This window comes from Pseudoalteromonas denitrificans DSM 6059 (assembly GCF_900112265.1).
GTDB classification, from domain to species: Bacteria; Pseudomonadota; Gammaproteobacteria; order Enterobacterales; family Alteromonadaceae; genus Pseudoalteromonas; species Pseudoalteromonas denitrificans.
In genome coordinates this window covers 1-18,954 of sequence record NZ_FOLO01000050.1, presented here as the reverse complement: position 1 = coordinate 18,954, position 18,954 = coordinate 1, and the positions used below count along the sequence as shown (strand labels likewise).

20 protein-coding genes and 1 pseudogene are annotated in these 18,954 nt (G+C 35.4%); 11 read left to right on the top strand and 10 right to left on the bottom strand.

Going from position 1 to position 18,954, the window contains the following annotated elements; genetic code table 11:
- Positions 1-75 precede the first annotated feature (75 nt).
- Positions 76-267 carry a hypothetical protein gene (locus tag BM088_RS21095; protein WP_091989470.1) on the top strand — a complete coding sequence of 64 codons (192 nt, stop codon included), beginning with the start codon at positions 76-78 and terminating at the stop codon, positions 265-267.
- Between the two features lie 38 nt (positions 268-305).
- Complete coding sequence (locus BM088_RS27945) at positions 306-437, top strand: hypothetical protein (protein ID WP_281247183.1); 132 nt, start codon at positions 306-308, stop codon at positions 435-437.
- Between the two features lie 52 nt (positions 438-489).
- Here the strand turns inward: BM088_RS27945 and BM088_RS21090 are convergent.
- The 3 genes and pseudogenes from BM088_RS21090 to BM088_RS21080 form a co-directional block, all read right to left on the bottom strand.
- A pseudogene (locus BM088_RS21090) lies at positions 490-969 on the bottom strand (YSC84-related protein); the annotation flags it as partial.
- Positions 970-1,148: 179 nt separating this feature from the next.
- A complete protein-coding gene (locus tag BM088_RS21085; protein WP_091989467.1) occupies positions 1,149-1,760 on the bottom strand; it encodes an MSMEG_1061 family FMN-dependent PPOX-type flavoprotein in 612 nt (203 codons plus the stop codon).
- A 36-nt stretch (positions 1,761-1,796) separates the two neighbouring features.
- The gene (locus BM088_RS21080) at positions 1,797-3,101 is read right to left on the bottom strand and encodes a metal-dependent hydrolase family protein (protein ID WP_091989464.1); all 1,305 of its coding nucleotides are present in this window, start codon (positions 3,099-3,101) and stop codon (positions 1,797-1,799) included.
- A gap of 212 nt (positions 3,102-3,313) precedes the next feature.
- On the opposite strand from BM088_RS21080, the gene BM088_RS21075 reads away from it, so the two are divergent.
- Genes BM088_RS21075 through BM088_RS21065 form a run of 3 tightly spaced genes read left to right on the top strand, consistent with a single transcriptional unit; the run spans position 3,314 to position 4,312 of the window.
- Positions 3,314-3,520, top strand: coding sequence for a YgaP family membrane protein (locus BM088_RS21075; protein WP_091989462.1), 207 nt, complete (start codon positions 3,314-3,316; stop codon positions 3,518-3,520).
- Positions 3,521-4,057, top strand: coding sequence for an RNA polymerase sigma factor (locus tag BM088_RS21070; protein WP_091989459.1), 537 nt, complete (start codon positions 3,521-3,523; stop codon positions 4,055-4,057). It abuts the gene before it with no gap.
- A gap of 15 nt (positions 4,058-4,072) precedes the next feature.
- Entirely contained in the window at positions 4,073-4,312 is a 240-nt protein-coding gene (locus tag BM088_RS21065) for a hypothetical protein (protein ID WP_091989456.1), read from the top strand.
- Between the two features lie 84 nt (positions 4,313-4,396).
- On the opposite strand, the gene BM088_RS21060 is transcribed toward BM088_RS21065, so the two are convergent.
- From BM088_RS21060 to BM088_RS21045, 4 genes are all read right to left on the bottom strand, one after another.
- A complete protein-coding gene (locus tag BM088_RS21060) occupies positions 4,397-5,584 on the bottom strand; it encodes an AGE family epimerase/isomerase (RefSeq protein WP_091989454.1) in 1,188 nt (395 codons plus the stop codon).
- Positions 5,585-6,577 carry a carbohydrate kinase family protein gene (locus BM088_RS21055; protein WP_091989451.1) on the bottom strand — a complete coding sequence of 331 codons (993 nt, stop codon included), beginning with the start codon at positions 6,575-6,577 and terminating at the stop codon, positions 5,585-5,587. It abuts the gene before it with no gap.
- A complete protein-coding gene (locus tag BM088_RS21050; RefSeq protein ID WP_245763883.1) occupies positions 6,574-9,126 on the bottom strand; it encodes a GH92 family glycosyl hydrolase in 2,553 nt (850 codons plus the stop codon). The genes BM088_RS21055 and BM088_RS21050 overlap by 4 nt, the downstream gene beginning before the upstream one ends.
- A gap of 168 nt (positions 9,127-9,294) precedes the next feature.
- On the bottom strand, positions 9,295-11,736 hold the full coding sequence (locus BM088_RS21045) for a GH92 family glycosyl hydrolase (protein WP_245763882.1): 2,442 nt from the start codon (positions 11,734-11,736) through the stop codon (positions 9,295-9,297).
- Positions 11,737-11,921: 185 nt separating this feature from the next.
- Here BM088_RS21045 and BM088_RS21040 point away from each other — a divergent pair, with 185 nt between their 5' ends.
- On the top strand, positions 11,922-12,929 hold the full coding sequence (locus tag BM088_RS21040) for a LacI family DNA-binding transcriptional regulator (protein WP_091989448.1): 1,008 nt from the start codon (positions 11,922-11,924) through the stop codon (positions 12,927-12,929).
- An 80-nt stretch (positions 12,930-13,009) separates the two neighbouring features.
- On the opposite strand, the gene BM088_RS21035 is transcribed toward BM088_RS21040, so the two are convergent.
- The gene (locus tag BM088_RS21035; RefSeq protein ID WP_091989446.1) at positions 13,010-14,104 is read right to left on the bottom strand and encodes a hypothetical protein; all 1,095 of its coding nucleotides are present in this window, start codon (positions 14,102-14,104) and stop codon (positions 13,010-13,012) included.
- A gap of 241 nt (positions 14,105-14,345) precedes the next feature.
- On the opposite strand from BM088_RS21035, the gene BM088_RS21030 reads away from it, so the two are divergent.
- The 3 genes from BM088_RS21030 to BM088_RS21020 all read left to right on the top strand — a co-directional run bounded on the left by BM088_RS21030 (position 14,346) and on the right by BM088_RS21020 (position 17,515).
- On the top strand, positions 14,346-14,975 hold the full coding sequence (locus BM088_RS21030) for a glycoside hydrolase family 19 protein (protein ID WP_091989443.1): 630 nt from the start codon (positions 14,346-14,348) through the stop codon (positions 14,973-14,975).
- 17 nt (positions 14,976-14,992) lie between these two features.
- Entirely contained in the window at positions 14,993-15,841 is an 849-nt protein-coding gene (locus BM088_RS21025; protein ID WP_091989437.1) for a lamin tail domain-containing protein, read from the top strand.
- Between the two features lie 540 nt (positions 15,842-16,381).
- Positions 16,382-17,515: a hypothetical protein gene (locus BM088_RS21020; RefSeq protein ID WP_091989435.1), complete on the top strand. Its 1,134-nt coding sequence runs from the start codon at positions 16,382-16,384 to the stop codon at positions 17,513-17,515.
- Here the strand turns inward: BM088_RS21020 and BM088_RS21015 are convergent.
- Positions 17,512-17,742 carry a hypothetical protein gene (locus BM088_RS21015; protein WP_091989432.1) on the bottom strand — a complete coding sequence of 77 codons (231 nt, stop codon included), beginning with the start codon at positions 17,740-17,742 and terminating at the stop codon, positions 17,512-17,514. The two genes, BM088_RS21020 and BM088_RS21015, sit on opposite strands and share 4 nt — an antisense overlap.
- Positions 17,743-17,989: 247 nt before the next feature.
- Here BM088_RS21015 and BM088_RS21010 point away from each other — a divergent pair, with 247 nt between their 5' ends.
- Positions 17,990-18,427 carry a hypothetical protein gene (locus BM088_RS21010; protein WP_091989430.1) on the top strand — a complete coding sequence of 146 codons (438 nt, stop codon included), beginning with the start codon at positions 17,990-17,992 and terminating at the stop codon, positions 18,425-18,427.
- A 9-nt stretch (positions 18,428-18,436) separates the two neighbouring features.
- A complete protein-coding gene (locus tag BM088_RS21005; protein ID WP_091989427.1) occupies positions 18,437-18,634 on the top strand; it encodes a helix-turn-helix transcriptional regulator in 198 nt (65 codons plus the stop codon).
- A gap of 47 nt (positions 18,635-18,681) precedes the next feature.
- On the opposite strand, the gene BM088_RS21000 is transcribed toward BM088_RS21005, so the two are convergent.
- A partial coding sequence (locus BM088_RS21000; RefSeq protein ID WP_218156544.1) for a transposase occupies positions 18,682-18,954 on the bottom strand: 273 nt, incomplete at its 5' end.

The following is an 18,954-nucleotide window of genomic DNA, read 5'->3' as shown; positions in this document are numbered from 1 at the left end:
ATCACCTGTTAATTGTAGTGATAAAGTTATAGTTTTTAAAGTGGGTACAAAATAAACTATTAATAAGGAAATAAAATGAAACTTAAATTAAATAAAAAGAAACTTAAAAACTTATCTAAAGATAGCAATTCACTTCCATTAGGAATGACACCTCATGTTGGCGGCGGTAAAAACTACTCTGACAACTGTGAATCTGATCTTTACTGCCAGTCGGTAGATATTTGTTACACTCAAAAATCTCCTAATGGCCCATGTATTATTTGGTAGTCGTTTAAATAAGATAATATTTATTAAGTAGAATAAAAATGAAACTCAAAATAAATAAAAAGCAGCTTAAAAATTTATCAGAAGATAAAAGGTCACTCCCTAGAGAAATGACACCTCAAGTTGTTGGCGGATGTGTTCACTGTCGTAAGCATAGTATGTGGGCTTGTTAAGTTCGCTTTATATAAAAGGTCAACTTAGTTGACCTTTTTAAAGTTTATAAACTTAATTTAGCTCTTTATCTTTCCAAAATTTAATACCTTTTACCGTAGCTTGCAAGGCCAAACCACTTTGCGTAAAGTTATAAACAGTTACTTCTCCATAGTGAGCTTCACCTTCTATTGATGCTCCTTAATCGGCTGTTTTTGCTGCTGCATCGGCATTACCAGCAAAAGTCCAGCCACGATTAATAAACTCATTAATCGCATTGTCGGTATGAAATACCATCACAATACGATAGTCTTTTACGCCAAGGCCCAGCCCAACGCCACCTTCTGCCATATTCATATAAATATGTTGTTTTGTGTGCATATTTTTCACTACCCCATATCCTGTACCTGCAGATACTAAAAACAGATTAATACTGGCATTGCTAAATACGGTATACCCTGTGGCTGCATTAATTTGTGCACGAGTATCAGGTTTTTTGCTAAAAAGCTGAGTGAGCACTTTATCTTTCATATTGAGGGTTTCGTGTTGTTTTTTATATGTCTAATCAATATTAAAAGCACAAAGTGGGTGTAGGTGCTGACTGTGGTTGCTGGTGTTTTATAAACAGATTTTCATATCACTATGACATTTATAAATTGAGAATGGTGTTTTAAATACGTTTGTTTGATTCAATAGCCAAAGCTTTACTTGGGTGATTAATATGGATCATTAAATTATAAATCTGTGATATAGCGTGCTTGAACACCTGCATCGAGGTTTTCAACAAACTCAGAGTTTTCATCTATGTTTTGGGCTATTTCTTGACCAAATGAAATTTTAACTTTTTCGGCCCAAGTATCAGGTTGCCAAGTTTTGCTTCTTAAAAAAGCCTTTCCACAGTGAAAATAAGCATTGGTCACTGTAATTTCCATAACTAATAAAGCATTGTGAGATTTCGAAGCGAATGATTTACAAATATCATCTGCTTTTATTAATCGACACCTACCATGAACTCTCAAAGATTCGACTGTTCCGGGAACTAAAAAAATTAAAGCGACTTTGTTATGCTCAAGAATATTGTGTAAGGAAAATGCAAGTTTATTACCCCGTAATTCAGGAACTAATAAGGTCTTATTATTTTCAACGTGCACAAAACCTGGAACGTCACCTTTGGGTGATATAGTTGGAAAACCTTGGCTATCTAAAGTCGAAATCATCATTAATGGGGATAAGGTAATAAAATGAGTCATTCGATCATTTAAAAAGTCATATATTTTTTTACTTGCAACTGGATTGGGTTCACCGACGGCTTTTCTGACATCTTTAAAACTTTTTAATTCTTCCATTCGAATATGACCTTAATTATTTTATATATTGGATGTTTATTTATTTTTAATTATTTTTCCTGATTTCATTACAAAATCAACATCTAATAGTGCTTCTATATTTTTAATCGGGCTATTATTTACGGCGATGATATCCGCTATTTTACCAACCTCTAATGAACCTAATGATTTACTTTTACCAATTAAATCAGCTGCATTTATGGTGGCAGATTTGATAATTTCATTTGGTGTCATGCCTATTTGGTACATTAAAATGGCTTCTCGGGCATTATTACCATGGGGGGATACACCACTATCTGTGCCATAAGCGATTTTTACACCTGATTTAAAAGCATGCTTAAAGTTTGCAATCATGTCAGAGCCAACACGGATCGCTTTAGCAGCAATGGCAGGCGACATAAAATTACTATTTTTTGCCATATCAACCACAGTATCACCGGCCATGAGAGTGGGTACTAAATATGCGCCTGTTTGTTTAAATAACTGAATGCTTTCATCGTTGGCATAACTGCCATGTTCAATACTGTCAACACCAGCGCGAAGAGCTGCATTTATTCCGGCTGCTGCATGGGCATGACTTGCAACTTTTCGACCTAAGGCATGAGCTGCATTGACAACTTCACGTAATTCATCATCAGCCATTTGTTGACCTGTACCAGTATCTGTATCTGATAATACACCACCAGTTGATGTGATTTTAATGACATCAGCGCCATACTTTATGGCACGTCGTGTTGCACGACGACAATCATATGGGCCATCACAAATAGTTTCTGCGGTATGTATATCTAATAAGTCTGGACTCATACCATCTACATCGCCATGACCACCTGTGACTGCAACATTACTCCCTGCAGCTATAATACGAGGGCCATCAAGAAAACCTTTTTGAATACCATCACGTAATGCAAAACTTTGCTCGGGGCTGCCACCTAAATCTCTTACTGTGGTAAAACCGGCCATTAAGGTTTTTTTTGCAAAATATGCGCTTTTTACCAGTTTGTCAGCATCAGACATTCTGAGCTTTTCACTGTCATTTTTTGGGCTGAATTCACCTTGTAAATGAACATGCATATCCATTAAACCGGGTAAAACAAAGCGAGATGATAAATCTATTAAAGTAGCAGTTTGTGAAATGTCGCTAGGTTTTATAAAACCTTTTTTTACATCCGTAATAATATTATTTGTCACAATGAGGCTATATTTTTTTAAGGTTGGGGAACCTGGTACAGCCAGTAATTCACCAGCATGGATCACCTGAATTTGCGCTAATAACTGCATTGGTACAATGCTTGATAGAGATAAAGCAGTAATACATGCAGCTTTGATAAATAATTTCATTGTTTTACCTGTTAAGACAAAAATATAGAGAGGTTCTTTTACCTTAGCAATCGTAAAAAAACATAATTTAATGTGTGTTTACCTCAGTATATTGATCGTGTTTTATTTAATAAATAAAAAAATATAAATAAATGTGAACCCATTTGGTGATTTGACGCCTCTTCATTAAAGAGGAGAAATTGTTTTCCTTAAATTATACTAAGAGGATAGTTATGTTATACGTTAAAAATTTGCCGACATGGAAACGCATTATCAGAGTTGTTGCAGGACTTGCTATGGTTACTTGCGGGGCTCATTATGGTTTGCAAGGATTGCCATTAGGTTACTTAATTGGTGGTGTGGGTATTATAACTGCGCTTACGGGTTTTATTGGCTTTTGCCCTATGTGTTCATTTGCAGTGAGAAAACAGAAAAAATAAATGAAAAGTTTCATTAGGTATGACAAAAATGTATTTGAAAAGGCAAGAGCTGGTGATGCAGAAGCATTAAAAGCATTACTTATCGCGACTCAGCCTGATATTAAACGTTATGCCAGACGTAGTTGCTCTGCTGCAGATATTGATGATGCTGTGCAAGAAACACTGTGGGTTTTAGCGCGCAGAATCGGCACAGTAAAAATGCTCACATCACTTCCTGCATGGTTATTTACTGTAGCACGTAGGGAATGTTATCGGGTTGCGCAACGCACAATTGGTGATTCATTTTTTAAAGGTATGGAAGATATTGATGATTATCAAGATGATATTCAGCTATCTAATAAACCCTCAAATGAATTAAGAATTGATCTTATTAAGGCTATTCAGTCATTGCCTGAGAATTATCGATATGTGGTATTATTACGCGATATTGAAGGCATGAGCATTGAAGAAATCGCAAATAAACTTAATCGTTCACGAGAAAGTATCAAAGCACAATTATACCGCGCTAGGTTATTAGTGCGTGAACTTTTAGTTTAAAGCAAGGTTATTGTAATGAAAGAAAAGTCGATGTTTGCCAGTAACTCTTTAATTGAACATGTTTTAAGGGGTGGGCTGGGAATTTGTTTATTATGGTTTGCAATAGATCTGGCTTACACAGATCCCTTTATATCTTTGGGGCTTGGTATTGTAACGTTATTTTTATTTAGAGGGTGTCCTATTTGTTGGACCATTGGTTTATTTGAGACTGTATATCTTCAGTATCACAAATTCAAAAACCGTCATATCAACTGAATATCTATTATACCTCAAGATGTTACAATTTGAATTTACATCTTGAGGCATAGCAATACGTAATGAGCTTTCTTTGGACTTAGCTCAAACCTCAACTCCTGCATATTTTAGCACTTCAAAACAGGCACCTAAGGTATGATAATCACACTTAGCGCCAGCGGTACTTTTTTCATTTGAGTCTTTTTCATTGTTACGTTTTAAAACGCGAAACCAAGCGCCAAATTGATGATCTACCATATTATCCCAACTGTATTGCCATATTTGTTGATATTTATCTAAATACGTTTGTTCACCGGTTGTTTTATAAAGTAGGGCTGCTGCGGCAAAGCTTTCGGCTTGCACCCAAAAATACTTGTCATCATCGCACCAAATACCACCTAAATCGAAGCCATAAATAAGACCGCCATAGTGACTATCCCATGCATTTTTAAATGCGCTATCAAATAAAAATTTTGCTGTATCGACTAACCAAAGCTCTGGTGCATGTCGGTTAAGTTGTAATAATAATTTAGCCCATTCGGTTTGATGTCCAGGTTGAAAGCCCCAAGGGCGATACAAATTTTTAGCATCGTTTTTATTATATTCCCAATCAGGTTTAAAATCTGTTGTGAAATGCTCCCAAACAAGTCCTTTACTAAGAGCAGCTTGGCGTTTACAAATATTAGTGGCAATGAGTTGGGCACGATTTAAAAACTTAATATCTTGGCTTGCCTCATATGCGGCGATCATGGCCTCACATAAATGCATATTGGCATTTTGACCGCGATAATCACTTAAAATACCATTTTCATCTAGCGTATCGGCATATAAACCATAATCAGCTTGCCAAAACCTTTGTTCTAGTAAATCATACACAAAGCTAAGTTTATCATTTGAATTAGAATCAATAATGCCTGATTTTTTCGCCGCAGCATAAGCTAATAAAACAAATGCATATCCATATGCTTGTTGTGTCATATCATCCGCTTGATTATTTTTTAAAGTCCAAGCATAACCTTGTTTATCTGCCTGCCAATGATTTTGTTCAATAAAATTTAGGCCATGTTTCGCTATTTTTAAATATTCAGGTTTATTTAATAGGCTTGCTGCCAGAGCGTAATTTACAACCAGGCGCGTACTACTTACTAACTGTTTATGTGTTTGGTTAAATACTACACCGTTGTCATAGAAATTTTGAAAATATCCGCCACTGCTATCAATAATATTTTCATCATAAAATTTAAAAATACTATGACAGTGCGCAGTTAAAAAATTGCGGTCGAAAAAATTCATTTAGTGCTCCAAGAATAGATCTGAAAATGCTTTAGATATATCTGTTTTAGTTGGTAATGCGGGAAAAGCGCCGGGTTTTGTCACGGCAAAAGCGCCGCATTGTGCGGCAAAAGAAATAATTTGATTGAGCTTGTTAGTATCTTTGAATATGTGTTTTATATTTACATTTTTTAAGTTTAAATACTGACTTAAAGCAAATAAAACACCACCTATAAATCCATCACCGCCAGCGGTCGTATCGATAGCATTTACTTGAGGGGGTGTGATATTACCTTTTGTTGTTTTGGTGTAATAACAAATGTCTTTGGCACCATTTGTAATAATGATGAGTTGGCAGTTCGCCTTTAAGCATTGGTTTATATAACCTGAAAAATCACCTTGCGCTAAATATTCAAATTCTTCTTTGGCAAATTTTATGATATGTGATTTAAATACTAATTGATTAACAACATCGATATCAACGCGATTATCAGGCCATAAATTATGTCTGAGATTGACATCAAAACTGATGGCGCAATTGAACTGCAATGCTTTTTTAACAGCAAAATTGGTGCATTGTGCAATATGATCATCCGTTAAGGTATTACTGCAAAAGTGAAATAGTGGCTCATGAATGAACCAAGTTTCGCTGATTTGATCTTGATTAAATAAAATATCAGCTGTTTGATGACGATGAAAAATAAAGCTTCTTTCCCCCTTATCATCCAAGGAAACAAAAGCAAGTGGGGTTTTAGCATTGGGGTGCTGCGCCACAAAATCGGTATTAACGTGATATTTTTTGAGTGCTGTCATTAAAAAATCACCAAATATGTCTTTACCTACCTGACCTGCAAAATAGGCCTTACCGCCTAACTTTGCGACTGCAACCGCAGCATTGGCTGGTGCGCCACCAGGATATTGTCGATAATTATTTAATACCAGCAAATCTTCAGTTTGTTTGCTGGTATTTAAAAAATCGACTAAGGCTTCCCCAAAGCAAATCACAGATTTCATTGTTTAGCTCCTGAAATTGCCTTGTTATTTGTTGCCAATTTTGTTGTGGCATACGAAGGAGGCCGATTAGTCAAAGATTTACCCCATTGAGTATTAGGTGAATTTGATAATTCAAAGTCTAAGGTTAGCGGTTCTTTAATATAGCTTTCATCTATCCAGCTACGCTCAGTTAATTCATCATTTATTTTTAGAGATTTGATGTATCTGTTGATATTTGAGGTTTCTGGGGCATTTATCGTTAGGTTTGCTATCTTTGCATGTGGAAAAATAGGGCTTGTTAATACTAAGTCGGCTCTGCCAGGCATTAATGGATATAAACCTAAAGCTGAAAATACATACCAAGACGACATCTGACCTAAGTCATCTTGTCCAGGTATGCCTTTAGTACTGGTATTCCATAATTGATTAAGCGTTTCGCGAATAGTGTCTTGCGTTTTATAGGCATTGCCAGTAAATAAATACATCCACGGGGATGCAATTGAAGGTTGATTAGAAACATCGGCATAAGAGGCCTCATCTCTAAATAATACCCAGCTACCATCGGGTTTATGAAAATGCTGATCTAAACGCTTTGTCATGACGTCATCGCCACCAATAAGTGCATTGAGTCCTTTACCATCAAATGGCACCATCCATAAATATTGTGCAGGGCTGCCTTCTACAAATAAATGTTCGCTATTTGCATCAAATTTACTTTTCCAGCTACCATCTTTGTTACGGCCCTGAATATAACCTTGGTTTTCAGTTGCCAGAGGATTAAATAGGTTTTTCCAATACCCTGAGCGAGCTAATAAAGTTAAAGCATCTTGTTTTTTATCGAGCCTTTTTGCTAACTGCGATAATGCAAAATCAGCAGAAGCTTGCTCTAATGTTTCAGAAGCACCTTCCCAGCTATTTGATTCATCAGCGATATAGTTAATATCTAGCCATTGATCTAAAGAAGGGTGCTGGCCACGGCAAAATACTGGGCAACCTTCATCACTTAAGTCCAATTTTGTGGGCACAGTTGCGGCATTGGTCAGCGAGTTATAGGCAGTTTTAACATCAAATTCATTGGCGCCAAAAGCAACAAAATTAGCAATGGCTATACTTGATGGGTCGCCACTCATAACGCCTGTTGGTCCTGAATTATGAGTCCAACGATCCCAAATGCCATTGTACTGAATTGCTTGATTTAACAAAGATTGTGCTATATCACTCCCACGTTTAGGGTTTAATAATGTGATAAGTTGAAGTTGTGAGCGATATACATCCCAGCCAGAAAAGTTAGCATATTGTGCTTCTTGCATTGCATTTATTTTTTGTAGTTTTTGATCAAAACCTAAGTATTCACCATTTACATCACTGAATATATTCGGATGAAATTGAGAGTGAAATAATGCGGTATAAAATGTGGTTAGTTGTGACTTATTGGTTGAAACGACCTTAACTTTATTAAGTGCTTGCCCCCAAGCTTCATAAGCACTTTTTCGAACTTGAACAAAAGAGTAATTTTGACTCTGTTCATGTGCTAAATTTTCACGGGCATTGGCTAAACTGACATAGGAAATACCAACCTTCATCGTCACTACTTTTTGTTGGCTTAAATCTAAATTAACCCAAACCCCTGAGCCACTTCCTAATTTGGGCACTCCATTTTTACCATAACCCATGCCTCCAAAGCTTGCTTGGCTATTGTAAGTCACTTTATCGTTTCTCCAGCTACCAGAGCCTGATAGTGGGACATCTAATTGGGCCACAAAATGCAGCGTGTAATAATCACGACGATTATACTCTCCTAAGTAGCCACAAAAATTACCGCTGGTGACTGATCCTGTGATCTCTCCTGTTTTAAGATTTACTTGCGTTTGTGCATCGCCACTACCAAGTTGAGAATGTGATGTTTTAAATAATAATTTAGCGTTTTCTTTATTATCAAAGGCAAATTTGGCGATACCAGTTCGTGTAGTTGCACTGAGTTCTACATTTACACCGTTATGCATTTTAACCTGATAATAACCTGGGATTGCTGTTTCGTTATCATGGCTAAAACCAGCACTATAATAAGCATCAAGCATATCTGTTTCAGGAGAACCTTTAATATCTGAAGTAAAAGGTAAAACAGGAATATCACCCGAGGCACCTAAACAGCCAGTGCCCGATAAACGCGTAAATGAAAATCCTTTGATACGGCTGGCGGCATAATTATAACCTCCAGGAGAGACAGGAATGCGTTTGTGCTCTGTAAGAACTTTTTTACTGATCTCTTTACTTTCATCTAATAAGTCTTGGGTATAAGCATGTTCAGGTCCAAAATTGAACATGCCATGGGGTAATACCGCGCCAGGCACAACATTAGCTGCTTGGCGATGATTATAAACGCCTTCGGTTCCGATGAATGGGTCAACTAAAGACGCAGGGTCTTTTATCCAGTTTTTAGCGTGTTTTTCAGTTATTGTTTGATGTTGATGCTTTTCACTTTCAGTATTATTGCCAGTATCTTTATTACAGGCTGTAAGCCCAGAACAGATCATTAAAGTAAGTACTTTCATGGCTTGATATTTTGACATTATTAATCCTTAACCTCGTGCTAGGTGGGGGTTACTATTGATTGAACTTGTTAGGGTTTAAACGAATTTAAAAATGATAATAAGCTGGCGCTGCGTATTTTTATCGTATACAGATCTCATATCTTAAATAAACTCCCGTAATAACGATTCGGGAGTTTATTGAAAGCACTAGTTCATATTCATGGAAGGTGGGCGGTCGTACATTTTATTGGCCCATGACTTATTGGGTTTATCAGACATGTTAATCTTTAATTCACCACCATTAATAATATCGTTGTGGGTGATATAACTGCGTTTTAGTGGTTTACCATTTAAGAGTGCAGTTTTGATGTATTTATTTTTAATGGATAAGCCAGATGCTTTGACAGTAAATACATTGCCGTTGCTAAGTTTTAATGCAATATATGGTAGCTGCGGCGCTCCAATAGCATAGGTTAAGTCAGCAGGTGAAACCGGATAAAAACCCATTGCTGAAAATATATACCAAGCCGACATTTGCCCTACGTCATCATTACCGGCTAAGCCATCGGGTTTATCGGATGACAAGGTATCCATTATTTGACGAATACGCTCTTGAGTACGCCAAGGTTTACCTGCGTAGTTATATAAATAAGCAATATGGTGGCTGGGTTCATTACCATGGGCATATTGACCAATTAATCCGGCAATATCTTCATGCTCTTTTATTTTCTCATGGCTCAACTCTTTGTTGAATAATGTATCTAATCGATTTTCGAAGGCTTTATCACCACCAATTAAACTAATTAAACCAGTGACATCATGGGGTACATAAAAAGTATATTGAAAACTATTTCCTTCGGTAAAGGGCCCCATTAACTTTGCATCTTCGGGGTCAAAGTCAGGATCCCAAACACCTTTACTGGTTTTTCCTCGCATAAACTTTACATCATGATCAAATAGGTTTTTATAAGATGAAGCACGTTGATAAAAGGTTTTTGCAACGTCCTGATTGCCCATGGCGTCAGCCATTTTTGCTATGGTGAAATCGTTATAGGCATATTCTAAGGTAATGGAGACGGACTCGCTGAGTTTATCCATAGGCACAAAACCATATTTTTTATAATCAGAAATGGCGTCATAACTGGCATGGTTAGCGGTATCTAACATGGCTTTCATGGCAAGTTCAGTGTCAAAATTTGTAATGCCTTTTAGGTAAGCATCTGCGATAACGGAAACAGCATGATAACCTATCATAGTCCATGTTTCATGGGCTTGAAATGACCAAATTGGCAAAATATTATCATAGCTTTGCTGGTAATGAGCCAACATAGATTGAATCATGTCAGGTACTTTATCCGGTGCAATATAAGTTAATAATGGATGTAGTGCCCGATAAGTGTCCCACAATGAAAATAGCGTATAATTAGTAAAATCAGCTGATTGGTGAATTTCGCCGTCAACACCACGGTATTGCCCATTGACATCTTGGTAAATCGAAGGGGCTTGTAACGTATGATACAGCGCAGTATATAGTTGGCGTTTTTGTGATTTTGAACCTTTTGCATCAATAACACTGAGCTGCTTTTGCCATTGTTTTTGTGCTTGTTTTTTTGTTAATTCAAAATCCCAGTGGTTTATTTCTGTATTGAGGTTTTCAAGTGCATTTGAGCGGCTGACTGCCGATAAACCCACTTTTATCATTAATGGTGCTTCGTTCGGATTATTATAATGTGCCATGACTTTTATGGCTTTACCCGCTGTAAATTGAATCGCTGAATTTACAATTGTTGAAGGTTTTGTTTTATTATTTGAATTTTTGTGATCTAAACAACCATGACAGCGGTAGCGATTGTTATCTAAGTTTATTAAATCAATAGAATCAAATGGGCGAGAAAACTTAATCGCAAAATACATTTCTCTTTGTTTAGCCCAACCGTTGGTTGAACGATAAGCTAGCAAAGTTTGTTTATCAATGACTCTTACATCACTCCAAATCACTTTATTGCTAAAATTATAAATAGAGGATGTTAAATCAAGCATGACTTGGCCGGGTTGGTTATTTTTAAAGGTATATTTATGAAAACCCGCTCTTTGTGTCGCACTGAGTTCTGCTGTGATATTGTAATCTTCTAACTCTACAAAATAATAACCCGGCTTTGATTGTTCATTGTTATGACTAAAACGAGAGCGGTAGCCTGAATCTGGATTTTCAACCGTTCCAACATCTAAATGTGCTTTTCCGGTAAATGGCATGATCAACAAATCGCCTAAGTCGGAATGGCCTGTTCCACTAAAATGTGTATGTGAAAATCCGGTAATGCTTGTATCGTCATAATGATAGCCAGCACTATGTTTATAAATTTCAGCTTGAGGGTCGATACCCCGATTAACAGCTGCTGTATCTGGGCTCAGCTGAACCATACCAAATGGCACAACAGCACCTGGAAAAGTATGACCATCACCACCAGTACCAATAAAAGTGTCAACCCATTGGGTCTTATCTGTATCTACTTCTAACTTTTCTGATGCTGAAATGCTGATGGCATTGAATAAAATGATTAAACCAGCAATAGAAATGGTACATACTTTTATTGTATGACTAAAAGCATTAATTATTGAGCTTTTATAGCTTTTCATTAATTTTTTCATATGGTTAATATTCCACTTTATGTGTAAAGTTTATTTGTTTTAATGTTGGAACGTTCCAATAAATTCCAATGTAACCTATGCTTAGTTATAATTCAATCAATAAATATCCAAATACTTTAAATTTTACATACTGTTTAAAGTAAAAATGCTTGGATAAAAAGGTATTTTAATCAGGAAATAAATCTATGGGTGACAAACCAACTTCGAAAAGTGTGACTGTATTTGATGTAGCCCGAGAAGCTGGTGTATCAAAATCAACCGTATCCTTGGTTTTAACACAAAGCGATAAAGTCAGCGATAAAGCAAAATTAAAAGTTGAAAAAGCCATAGAGAAAACCGGCTATGTTTACAATCGTGATGCTGCATCGCTTAGGAGCCGACGTTCTAACTTAGTTGCTATTGTGATCAATGACTTAACCAACCCCTATTCGGCACAACTTGCCGTTGGTTTAGAGGCACAAATTAGAAAAATGGGCATGTTTTCTATGTTAGTAAACAGTGCTGAAAGTGTTGAAACACAAACTCAATTAGTCAAAAACTTAAAAGAATATAATGTGGCTGCCTTTATAATTTGTCCTGCGCCTGGCACTACATCTGATTGGATGAATAAACTAGTAGACCAAGGCTTCCCTGTTGTGAATATTATGCGTGAAATATCAGGTGCTAAAGTCGCGACAGTATTGCCAGATAATTTCACAGGCACTAAGTTGGCGACAGAGCATTTATTAGCTAAAGGCTATAAAAAACTTGCTTTTATAGGCGGTTTAGAATCAATTTCAGATTACCACCAAAGGCTTTCTGGTTTTACAGAAGCTATGGTATTAGCCGACAAAAGCGTTGCAAAAAAATTGTGCATTCAATCTGAAACCAACCGAAATGGTGGTCGTAATGCCATGCTTGAAGTTTTAGATGTTGAGCCAGATATTGAAGCCATAGTCTGTTTTAACGATGTTATTGCTTATGGGGCCGTAGAACAAATGCGTGCCAGTGGAAAGATACCTGGAAAAGATATTGCTGTTGTTGGCTTTGATGATTTAGAAGACTCAAAATTGATGTCTCCTTCACTTTCCACTGTGCATGTTGATGCAAATAAAATAGGCATCGCAGTATGTCAAATTTTAAGTAATATTAAAGACGGCAACCGCAATAAGATTCTTGTAGGTGTTGATTTAATAGAAAGAGAAACAAGCTAGGTGAATAGGAAAGTTTGAATGTTTAAAAGCATTCAAACTGAGTCATTATGAAGGTATTTTTGTACTTTATTTTTTAGTCGCTATAACATCACTTCTAGTCTTAATGTAGGTATGAAGTATGTTTTTTGGTTAAAGCGATTATCTTCAGGAATATTAACTTCATTTGTCCATTGTAGTGCTGCTGTTAAGTAGCAAGTTTCTTGCAATTTGAAACGATAATAAACTTCAGTATTTTTACCTAAATCGTTCTGTTCAGAAGAAGAACGAGTAAAACTAATACCTGAGCCCAATACTCCCTCATAAAATGGCATTTGAAAACTACCGCCAATAAAATTAATTGAAGTTTGTTCATCAGTTTCATTTATATCGGAGTGACCATATCGAAGATTAAGGTCTATTTCATTAATACTATAATCTACTCCTGCATAATAGCCTTTACTTGTGCCTATTAAGTTTCCATCATCTTCTATGATACCTGTATTTTTCCATAGCCCAAAATTAGCTTGAATGTTGTTTTGAGTATTTGTATACACTAATTCGGCTGCTTTAAAAAAACCTTTTTTTTCTCCCTCATGCTTATTTTTTAAAGTAAGTAGTTGATGATAGTTGCCATTATTTTCACCTAAACCATGGCTACTTGCCAAGACAATACGGTAGCCAAACTGCTGCCAGGCAGCTAAATTTTGTATACGGGAAGATAGTGCATAATCAGGAAAGTTAATTGATTTGTTATTAACAAGTCCAGCAGATAAAAATTGACTTACCTCATCGTTTGCAAAATTGCTGGTATCAATTAAAGTTGAAACTTCTGTTAATCCAAATTGCCAACTTGGATGTTCAATATCAGTACCGGAATAAATATAAAAAGCAGATATTTGAGCATTATTATGTGACACAGTACCTGCATCTGAATTAACGTCGCCAAAATAATTGCTAATTTCATTATAGTTTGTATTTTTTGCATGTTCTAACCAAGCAAAAATACCCCACTTTTTTCTTTGGTGAGTTAATTCTATATCTAAAGAATAAAGAAATTCTGAATTTGCCATGTTTAAATTACTTTGTTGCTGTGTCACAACAAGTATTGAATCTATATTTGTTTGAACTTCTTGTGCTTTTAAATAACCACTGAATAAATAAGATATGAATAGCGCAAGGTAAATCGTTTTAAGCATTTTAGCTTCCTCATTTTATTAATGAGTAAACTATTCACTAAAATGAAAAATGTGACTTGGTTGTATTAACGAATTACAAGCGTTATTCGACCATAAATCAAAGCCCACAGCGAATATCTGTTTTATAAACCTTAAATATTCATTTACGAGGTTTTGCGCAATCTAAGCGAGATTTGCAAGAGTTTATACAAGAATTGTCTGTCAATATTTCTATGTAAATACTTAATATATAGGAATCAAAATGACAGTAATATTAGATCCCCTACAACTCAAAGAGATTATGCCTAATGCTAAAGATGAAGATATCGATTTTTATCTTGATGCATTAAACAGGCAGTTAAATCTATATGAAATTAATACACCACTCAGGCAGGCTCATTTTATAGCACAAATTGCACATGAAAGCGGTGCTTTTAGATATAAGTCTGAAAATTTAAATTACAGTGCTAAAGCGCTTAAAGCTGTTTTTGGTAAATATTTTCCAACCGAAGAATTAGCACAGGAATGTGCTAGAAAACCAGAGAAAATAGCAAACTCTGTTTATGCAAACCGCATGGGAAATAGTGATACTGAAAGCGGAGATGGTTGGAAGTATAGAGGCCGAGGGTTAATTCAATTAACAGGGTGTGAAAATTATGAAAAATGCTCACAAGTCATCGGAAAAGACCTGATTGAAGAGCCTGATTTATTAATTCATGACCCAGATATTGCTGTGGGAGCTGCATGTTGGTTTTGGGACATGAAAAAGCTTAATCGACATGCAGATGAAGATGATTTAAAAACCATCACTAAAAAAATTAATGGTGGCTATCATGGCTTAGAAGACCGTGCCAGTTACTTAGACAGAGCTAAAAAAATATTTAATGTTTAAAAAACAAAGGAAAAAAAGTGAATACATTCAACCTACAAAAATTTATAGATAAAATACCTGAGATTAAATTTTCAACCGATGTTCAAAATACTTGGGATCAAATGGATAAAGCTGTTTTGGCTAATGCACAATTATTACATCAAGACAGAATCAATTGCAGTGAGTCAGGCTCTGCGTTTAATGATTGGTGGCTAAGTTGTTGTGAATTGTTTTCAGCGCGCCAAATTATCATCAATAAATTAAATTTTGATAGCTCTGAAAGTGAAGATGGTGAGTATATTGAACTCTTTAACACTGGGCCTATGATAGTTGATTTAACCGATTGGAAAATTAATGCAGGAAATGAAGGTCAAGATATGATCTTTCCAAAAGGAACGTTAATTCATCCAAAATCTAAGCTTCGTATTTATACAAATAAAGATCAGAGTTACAGCTTTAATAGTAAGCAATCTGTTTGGAATAATAAAGGCGATAAAGCTTTTTTATTCGATAAAAGTCAGCAACTTATTTGTACTTGGGCGTATGGTGAAAAAGCGCATAAAGATGTATTTATTAATCATATCTACTTTGATGGTCAGGAAAAGTATACCGAATCAGATGAATACGTTGAAATTGAGAACTTAAGTTCAAATTATATTGATATTTCAAACTGGTTATTGAGTGCAGGTAAAAATCAAGAGTTCATTTTTCCCCAAAATGCAACTTTGAAACCGAACGCAAAAATAAAAGTATATACAAACCATCTAGATATAAATTCAGGCGGTTACTCTTTTAACAGTAAAAAAGCTGTATGGAATAACAAAAGTGATATTGGCATCTTGTTTGATTATAAACGTAAACAAGTCTGTGAATATAAATATGGTTAATTAGTTTTATTTCGATCACTAAAAACTTAACAGCAGAAATAAAGAAGTTCACTGAGAAAGAAGTCGGTGGGGGCAAACTGAAACTTTCTCAGTGTAATGTGCACGACATCTCTGCGCTAGGCGGTAAATATTTTTATTACTTTGGTGATAATAAATAAGTTTAGCCAGAGGTTCACAGAGAAAGAAGAGTGAAATTTATTGGTGTAGTGCGCAGCACCTCTGCGGCCTCGATGGTAAAGACTTTTGTTACTTTGGTGATAATAAATAAGTTTAGCCAGAGGTTCACAGAAAAAGAAGAGTGAAATTTATTGGTGTAGTGCGCAGCACCTCTGCGCCCTCGGTGGTGAAGACTTTTGTTACTTTGGTGATAATAAATAAGTTTAGCCAGAGGTTCACAGAGAAAGAAGAGTGAAATTTATTGGTGTAGTGGGCAGCACCTCTGCGCCCTCGGTGGTGAATACTTTAGTTAACCAAGTTGTAATAAGTTTAGTTACAAGGTCGGGTTAGGACTTACCAATACTTTATAGGATTTATATATATATGACTGTCAGTAAAAAAGAAATAGTTAAAGCATTTCAGGTATCGCCCGAAATAGAGCAAGTCATAAATGATGGGCAAAGGCTCATTACCTATATTGCACGAAATGGTGATGCTGAATTAGACCCTCAAGTTACTCACATTATTATTAATGCAAAATATAAAATCTCTAATGAAGAATGGACTGTAGAAGATGAGCAAGAATATCTAATTAATTATGATAAATTGGCAAAAATTGTTTATCCAGTCACAGTTGAAAGCATCAACTCAGTGATCCCAGATAAGTCTGGGAAAAAACCTAAACTTACAAAAGCTGAGCGTTCAGTTGCTTGGTACAGACGCTATACTATGCTGGCCTTATTTATTTTATTAGCAATGCAAATTTATTATATTTTTGGCAATGGACTAAGTAGTAACTTACGTGATTTCTTTGATCAACGCCAAATACTAATTACAAAGATGAATAGCGAAGAAAAAGATGCACAAAACCTTAAATATCAAAATGAAGTGCAATTGTTAAATCAAAAAATTGATGCTAACTACAAGCTGCTCATGTTATGGAATCAGGTTTGGTCACTTGGCGGACATTTCAGTGATGTTATGCCGCAATATACACAAAAGAAGTTCGAACTGAATAAAAAAATTCTACTACGTGAAAATCAAAATGATAAATTAGATAAGCTCACATTAGAACAAAGTTTGTATCAGGCAAGAATTGTTTATTTTGGTAATTTATTATCCGCAGAAGCGGTTTTAAAAGTACTTCAAGGGTATATTTTACCTTTATTATACGGCTTATTAGGTGCATTTATTTTTGTATTAAGAAGCTTGTTAGGCGAAATAAAGTCCATAACGTACACCTATGATTGTGAAATAAGGTACAGGTTAAGGCTGACTTTAGGTGCATTGGGTGGCATGATCATAGGTTGGTTTTTAAAACCTGAAGATGTGCAAATGTCAGCATCTGTTTCATCTATGGCGCTTGCATTTTTAATGGGATATAACGTAGATGTATTATTTACACTGATGGATAAAATTATTGATAATTTAAGACAAAGTATAGATAAAACACCTGCAAATACATCTCAATCTAGTACGGCTAGTTTAAATTCTCAGTCAAAGCCATCAAATGGCTAAAGTTTAAATGTTTCACTCAAAGATGCATTTAATTTATTAAGTGCATCAATTAACTTATCTAACGTGACAGTGCCACTTTGCACACCTTTGAGTGTGACTTTTACTTTAGTGATTAATTGAAATTGTTTTGCGGTCATTTTAGGTTTATTACCCATTTCATCTAACAAGGTGAGCGCTTGTTTTAAGGCTTTAACCTTTTGCTTTTGTGCTTTTTCTTTATTTTTCATTTTTAACTCCTCAAACTTGCATTGTTTAATAATAAAGCAATCAGAGAAATCAACTTGGGTTTATTAAGGATGTTATGCCATTTTTTTTATTTAACCACAGCGACTAAGTGCATCATAAAAATGCTAAAACTCTCAAGCATGCATTGATACATATAAGGCAGTATTAATTAAAATGTAACCTTAAGGTTTCTTTTTGTGGTGTTTGTGTTACATTTTAGTCTGATTCGATGTAAATAAGGATATATTTATGAAAAATGATACATTTTCAATTATTTCTAGGTTTCATATTTCAAGCATGTCTCTTGCGCTGTTTGTAGTGTTAAACTTGGGCATAAGCCTGCTCTACTCAATTTTATTGCAGCAAAAAGAGCTCAATATACACAGTTGGATGATAGTGACATTATGCATTGCTTTTATTTGGTTTGTTATTTTTAGTAAAGACTGGCTCAGTTATTACAAGTTGTATAAAAATGAAAATCAGTTGATAAATGATGAGCGCTTTAAAAGTCACTCGTACAGGGCATCAAAAGTTAGTTTTGTTGCTTTAATCATGAGTAACTTTCTATTATTATTTATAGACTTGTTATTATTTCCTCTAAGTGGTGCTTTTATAAGCATTTTCTCTTTGTTTTTTGGAGTCTCTATTTATTTGTTAGTGCATATTCGATTAGAGTTAGGGGCGTAAAGAGTTAAATTGGAATTATCTAATACATTAAAAATACATCGTGCAACTCATAATTTAACTCAAGCTGATTTGGCTATGGAGGTAGGTGTGAGTAGAAAGACAATTAATACGGTTGAAAATGGAAAATTTATTCCATCAACCGTTCTCGCGCTAAAGATAGCGAGTGTACTAAACGTAACTGTGGAAGAGATATTTTACTTGAAGTAAAAGTTAGTACTTAGATAACCTGAGATCTGGTTAAGCATCGCCATTTATTAGTCTGGCATCATACCAAATACATCTGCTGATAGTTTTATACACGGCTTCTGTTTCTTTAAGCAATAAGCCACTATTCCAGATATCAAGTTGAGCATGAAACTTGTTTCACTGCGATGGCGGCTATGTTCTATTTGAGATATATTTTTCAACTGGTCATTGATAGTTTCAATGATGTATCTCTTTGATAACATGGCTCTATCGAAGGCTGACATGGCTTTCGACTTCATGTTTTTTCGAACTGTTGTAATCAAATCTACATCGAGTTCCTT

What these genes read in the sequence shown, in the direction of transcription:
- BM088_RS21080 (WP_091989464.1), bottom strand. Translation starts at nt 3,101, where the DNA reads ATGAAATTATTTATCAAAGCTGCATGTATTACTGCTTTATCTCTATCA.
- BM088_RS21075 (WP_091989462.1), top strand. Translation starts at nt 3,314, where the DNA reads ATGTTATACGTTAAAAATTTGCCGACATGGAAACGCATTATCAGAGTT.
- BM088_RS21035 (WP_091989446.1), bottom strand. Translation starts at nt 14,104, where the DNA reads ATGCTTAAAACGATTTACCTTGCGCTATTCATATCTTATTTATTCAGT.
- BM088_RS21010 (WP_091989430.1), top strand. Translation starts at nt 17,990, where the DNA reads ATGAAAAATGATACATTTTCAATTATTTCTAGGTTTCATATTTCAAGC.
- BM088_RS21055 (WP_091989451.1), bottom strand. Translation starts at nt 6,577, where the DNA reads ATGAAATCTGTGATTTGCTTTGGGGAAGCCTTAGTCGATTTTTTAAAT.
- BM088_RS21015 (WP_091989432.1), bottom strand. Translation starts at nt 17,742, where the DNA reads ATGAAAAATAAAGAAAAAGCACAAAAGCAAAAGGTTAAAGCCTTAAAA.
- BM088_RS21085 (WP_091989467.1), bottom strand. Translation starts at nt 1,760, where the DNA reads ATGGAAGAATTAAAAAGTTTTAAAGATGTCAGAAAAGCCGTCGGTGAA.
- BM088_RS21050 (WP_245763883.1), bottom strand. Translation starts at nt 9,126, where the DNA reads ATGTCAAAATATCAAGCCATGAAAGTACTTACTTTAATGATCTGTTCT.
- BM088_RS21020 (WP_091989435.1), top strand. Translation starts at nt 16,382, where the DNA reads ATGACTGTCAGTAAAAAAGAAATAGTTAAAGCATTTCAGGTATCGCCC.
- BM088_RS21070 (WP_091989459.1), top strand. Translation starts at nt 3,521, where the DNA reads ATGAAAAGTTTCATTAGGTATGACAAAAATGTATTTGAAAAGGCAAGA.
- BM088_RS21065 (WP_091989456.1), top strand. Translation starts at nt 4,073, where the DNA reads ATGAAAGAAAAGTCGATGTTTGCCAGTAACTCTTTAATTGAACATGTT.
- BM088_RS21040 (WP_091989448.1), top strand. Translation starts at nt 11,922, where the DNA reads ATGGGTGACAAACCAACTTCGAAAAGTGTGACTGTATTTGATGTAGCC.
- BM088_RS21045 (WP_245763882.1), bottom strand. Translation starts at nt 11,736, where the DNA reads ATGAAAAAATTAATGAAAAGCTATAAAAGCTCAATAATTAATGCTTTT.
- BM088_RS21060 (WP_091989454.1), bottom strand. Translation starts at nt 5,584, where the DNA reads ATGAATTTTTTCGACCGCAATTTTTTAACTGCGCACTGTCATAGTATT.
- BM088_RS21030 (WP_091989443.1), top strand. Translation starts at nt 14,346, where the DNA reads ATGACAGTAATATTAGATCCCCTACAACTCAAAGAGATTATGCCTAAT.
- BM088_RS21095 (WP_091989470.1), top strand. Translation starts at nt 76, where the DNA reads ATGAAACTTAAATTAAATAAAAAGAAACTTAAAAACTTATCTAAAGAT.
- BM088_RS27945 (WP_281247183.1), top strand. Translation starts at nt 306, where the DNA reads ATGAAACTCAAAATAAATAAAAAGCAGCTTAAAAATTTATCAGAAGAT.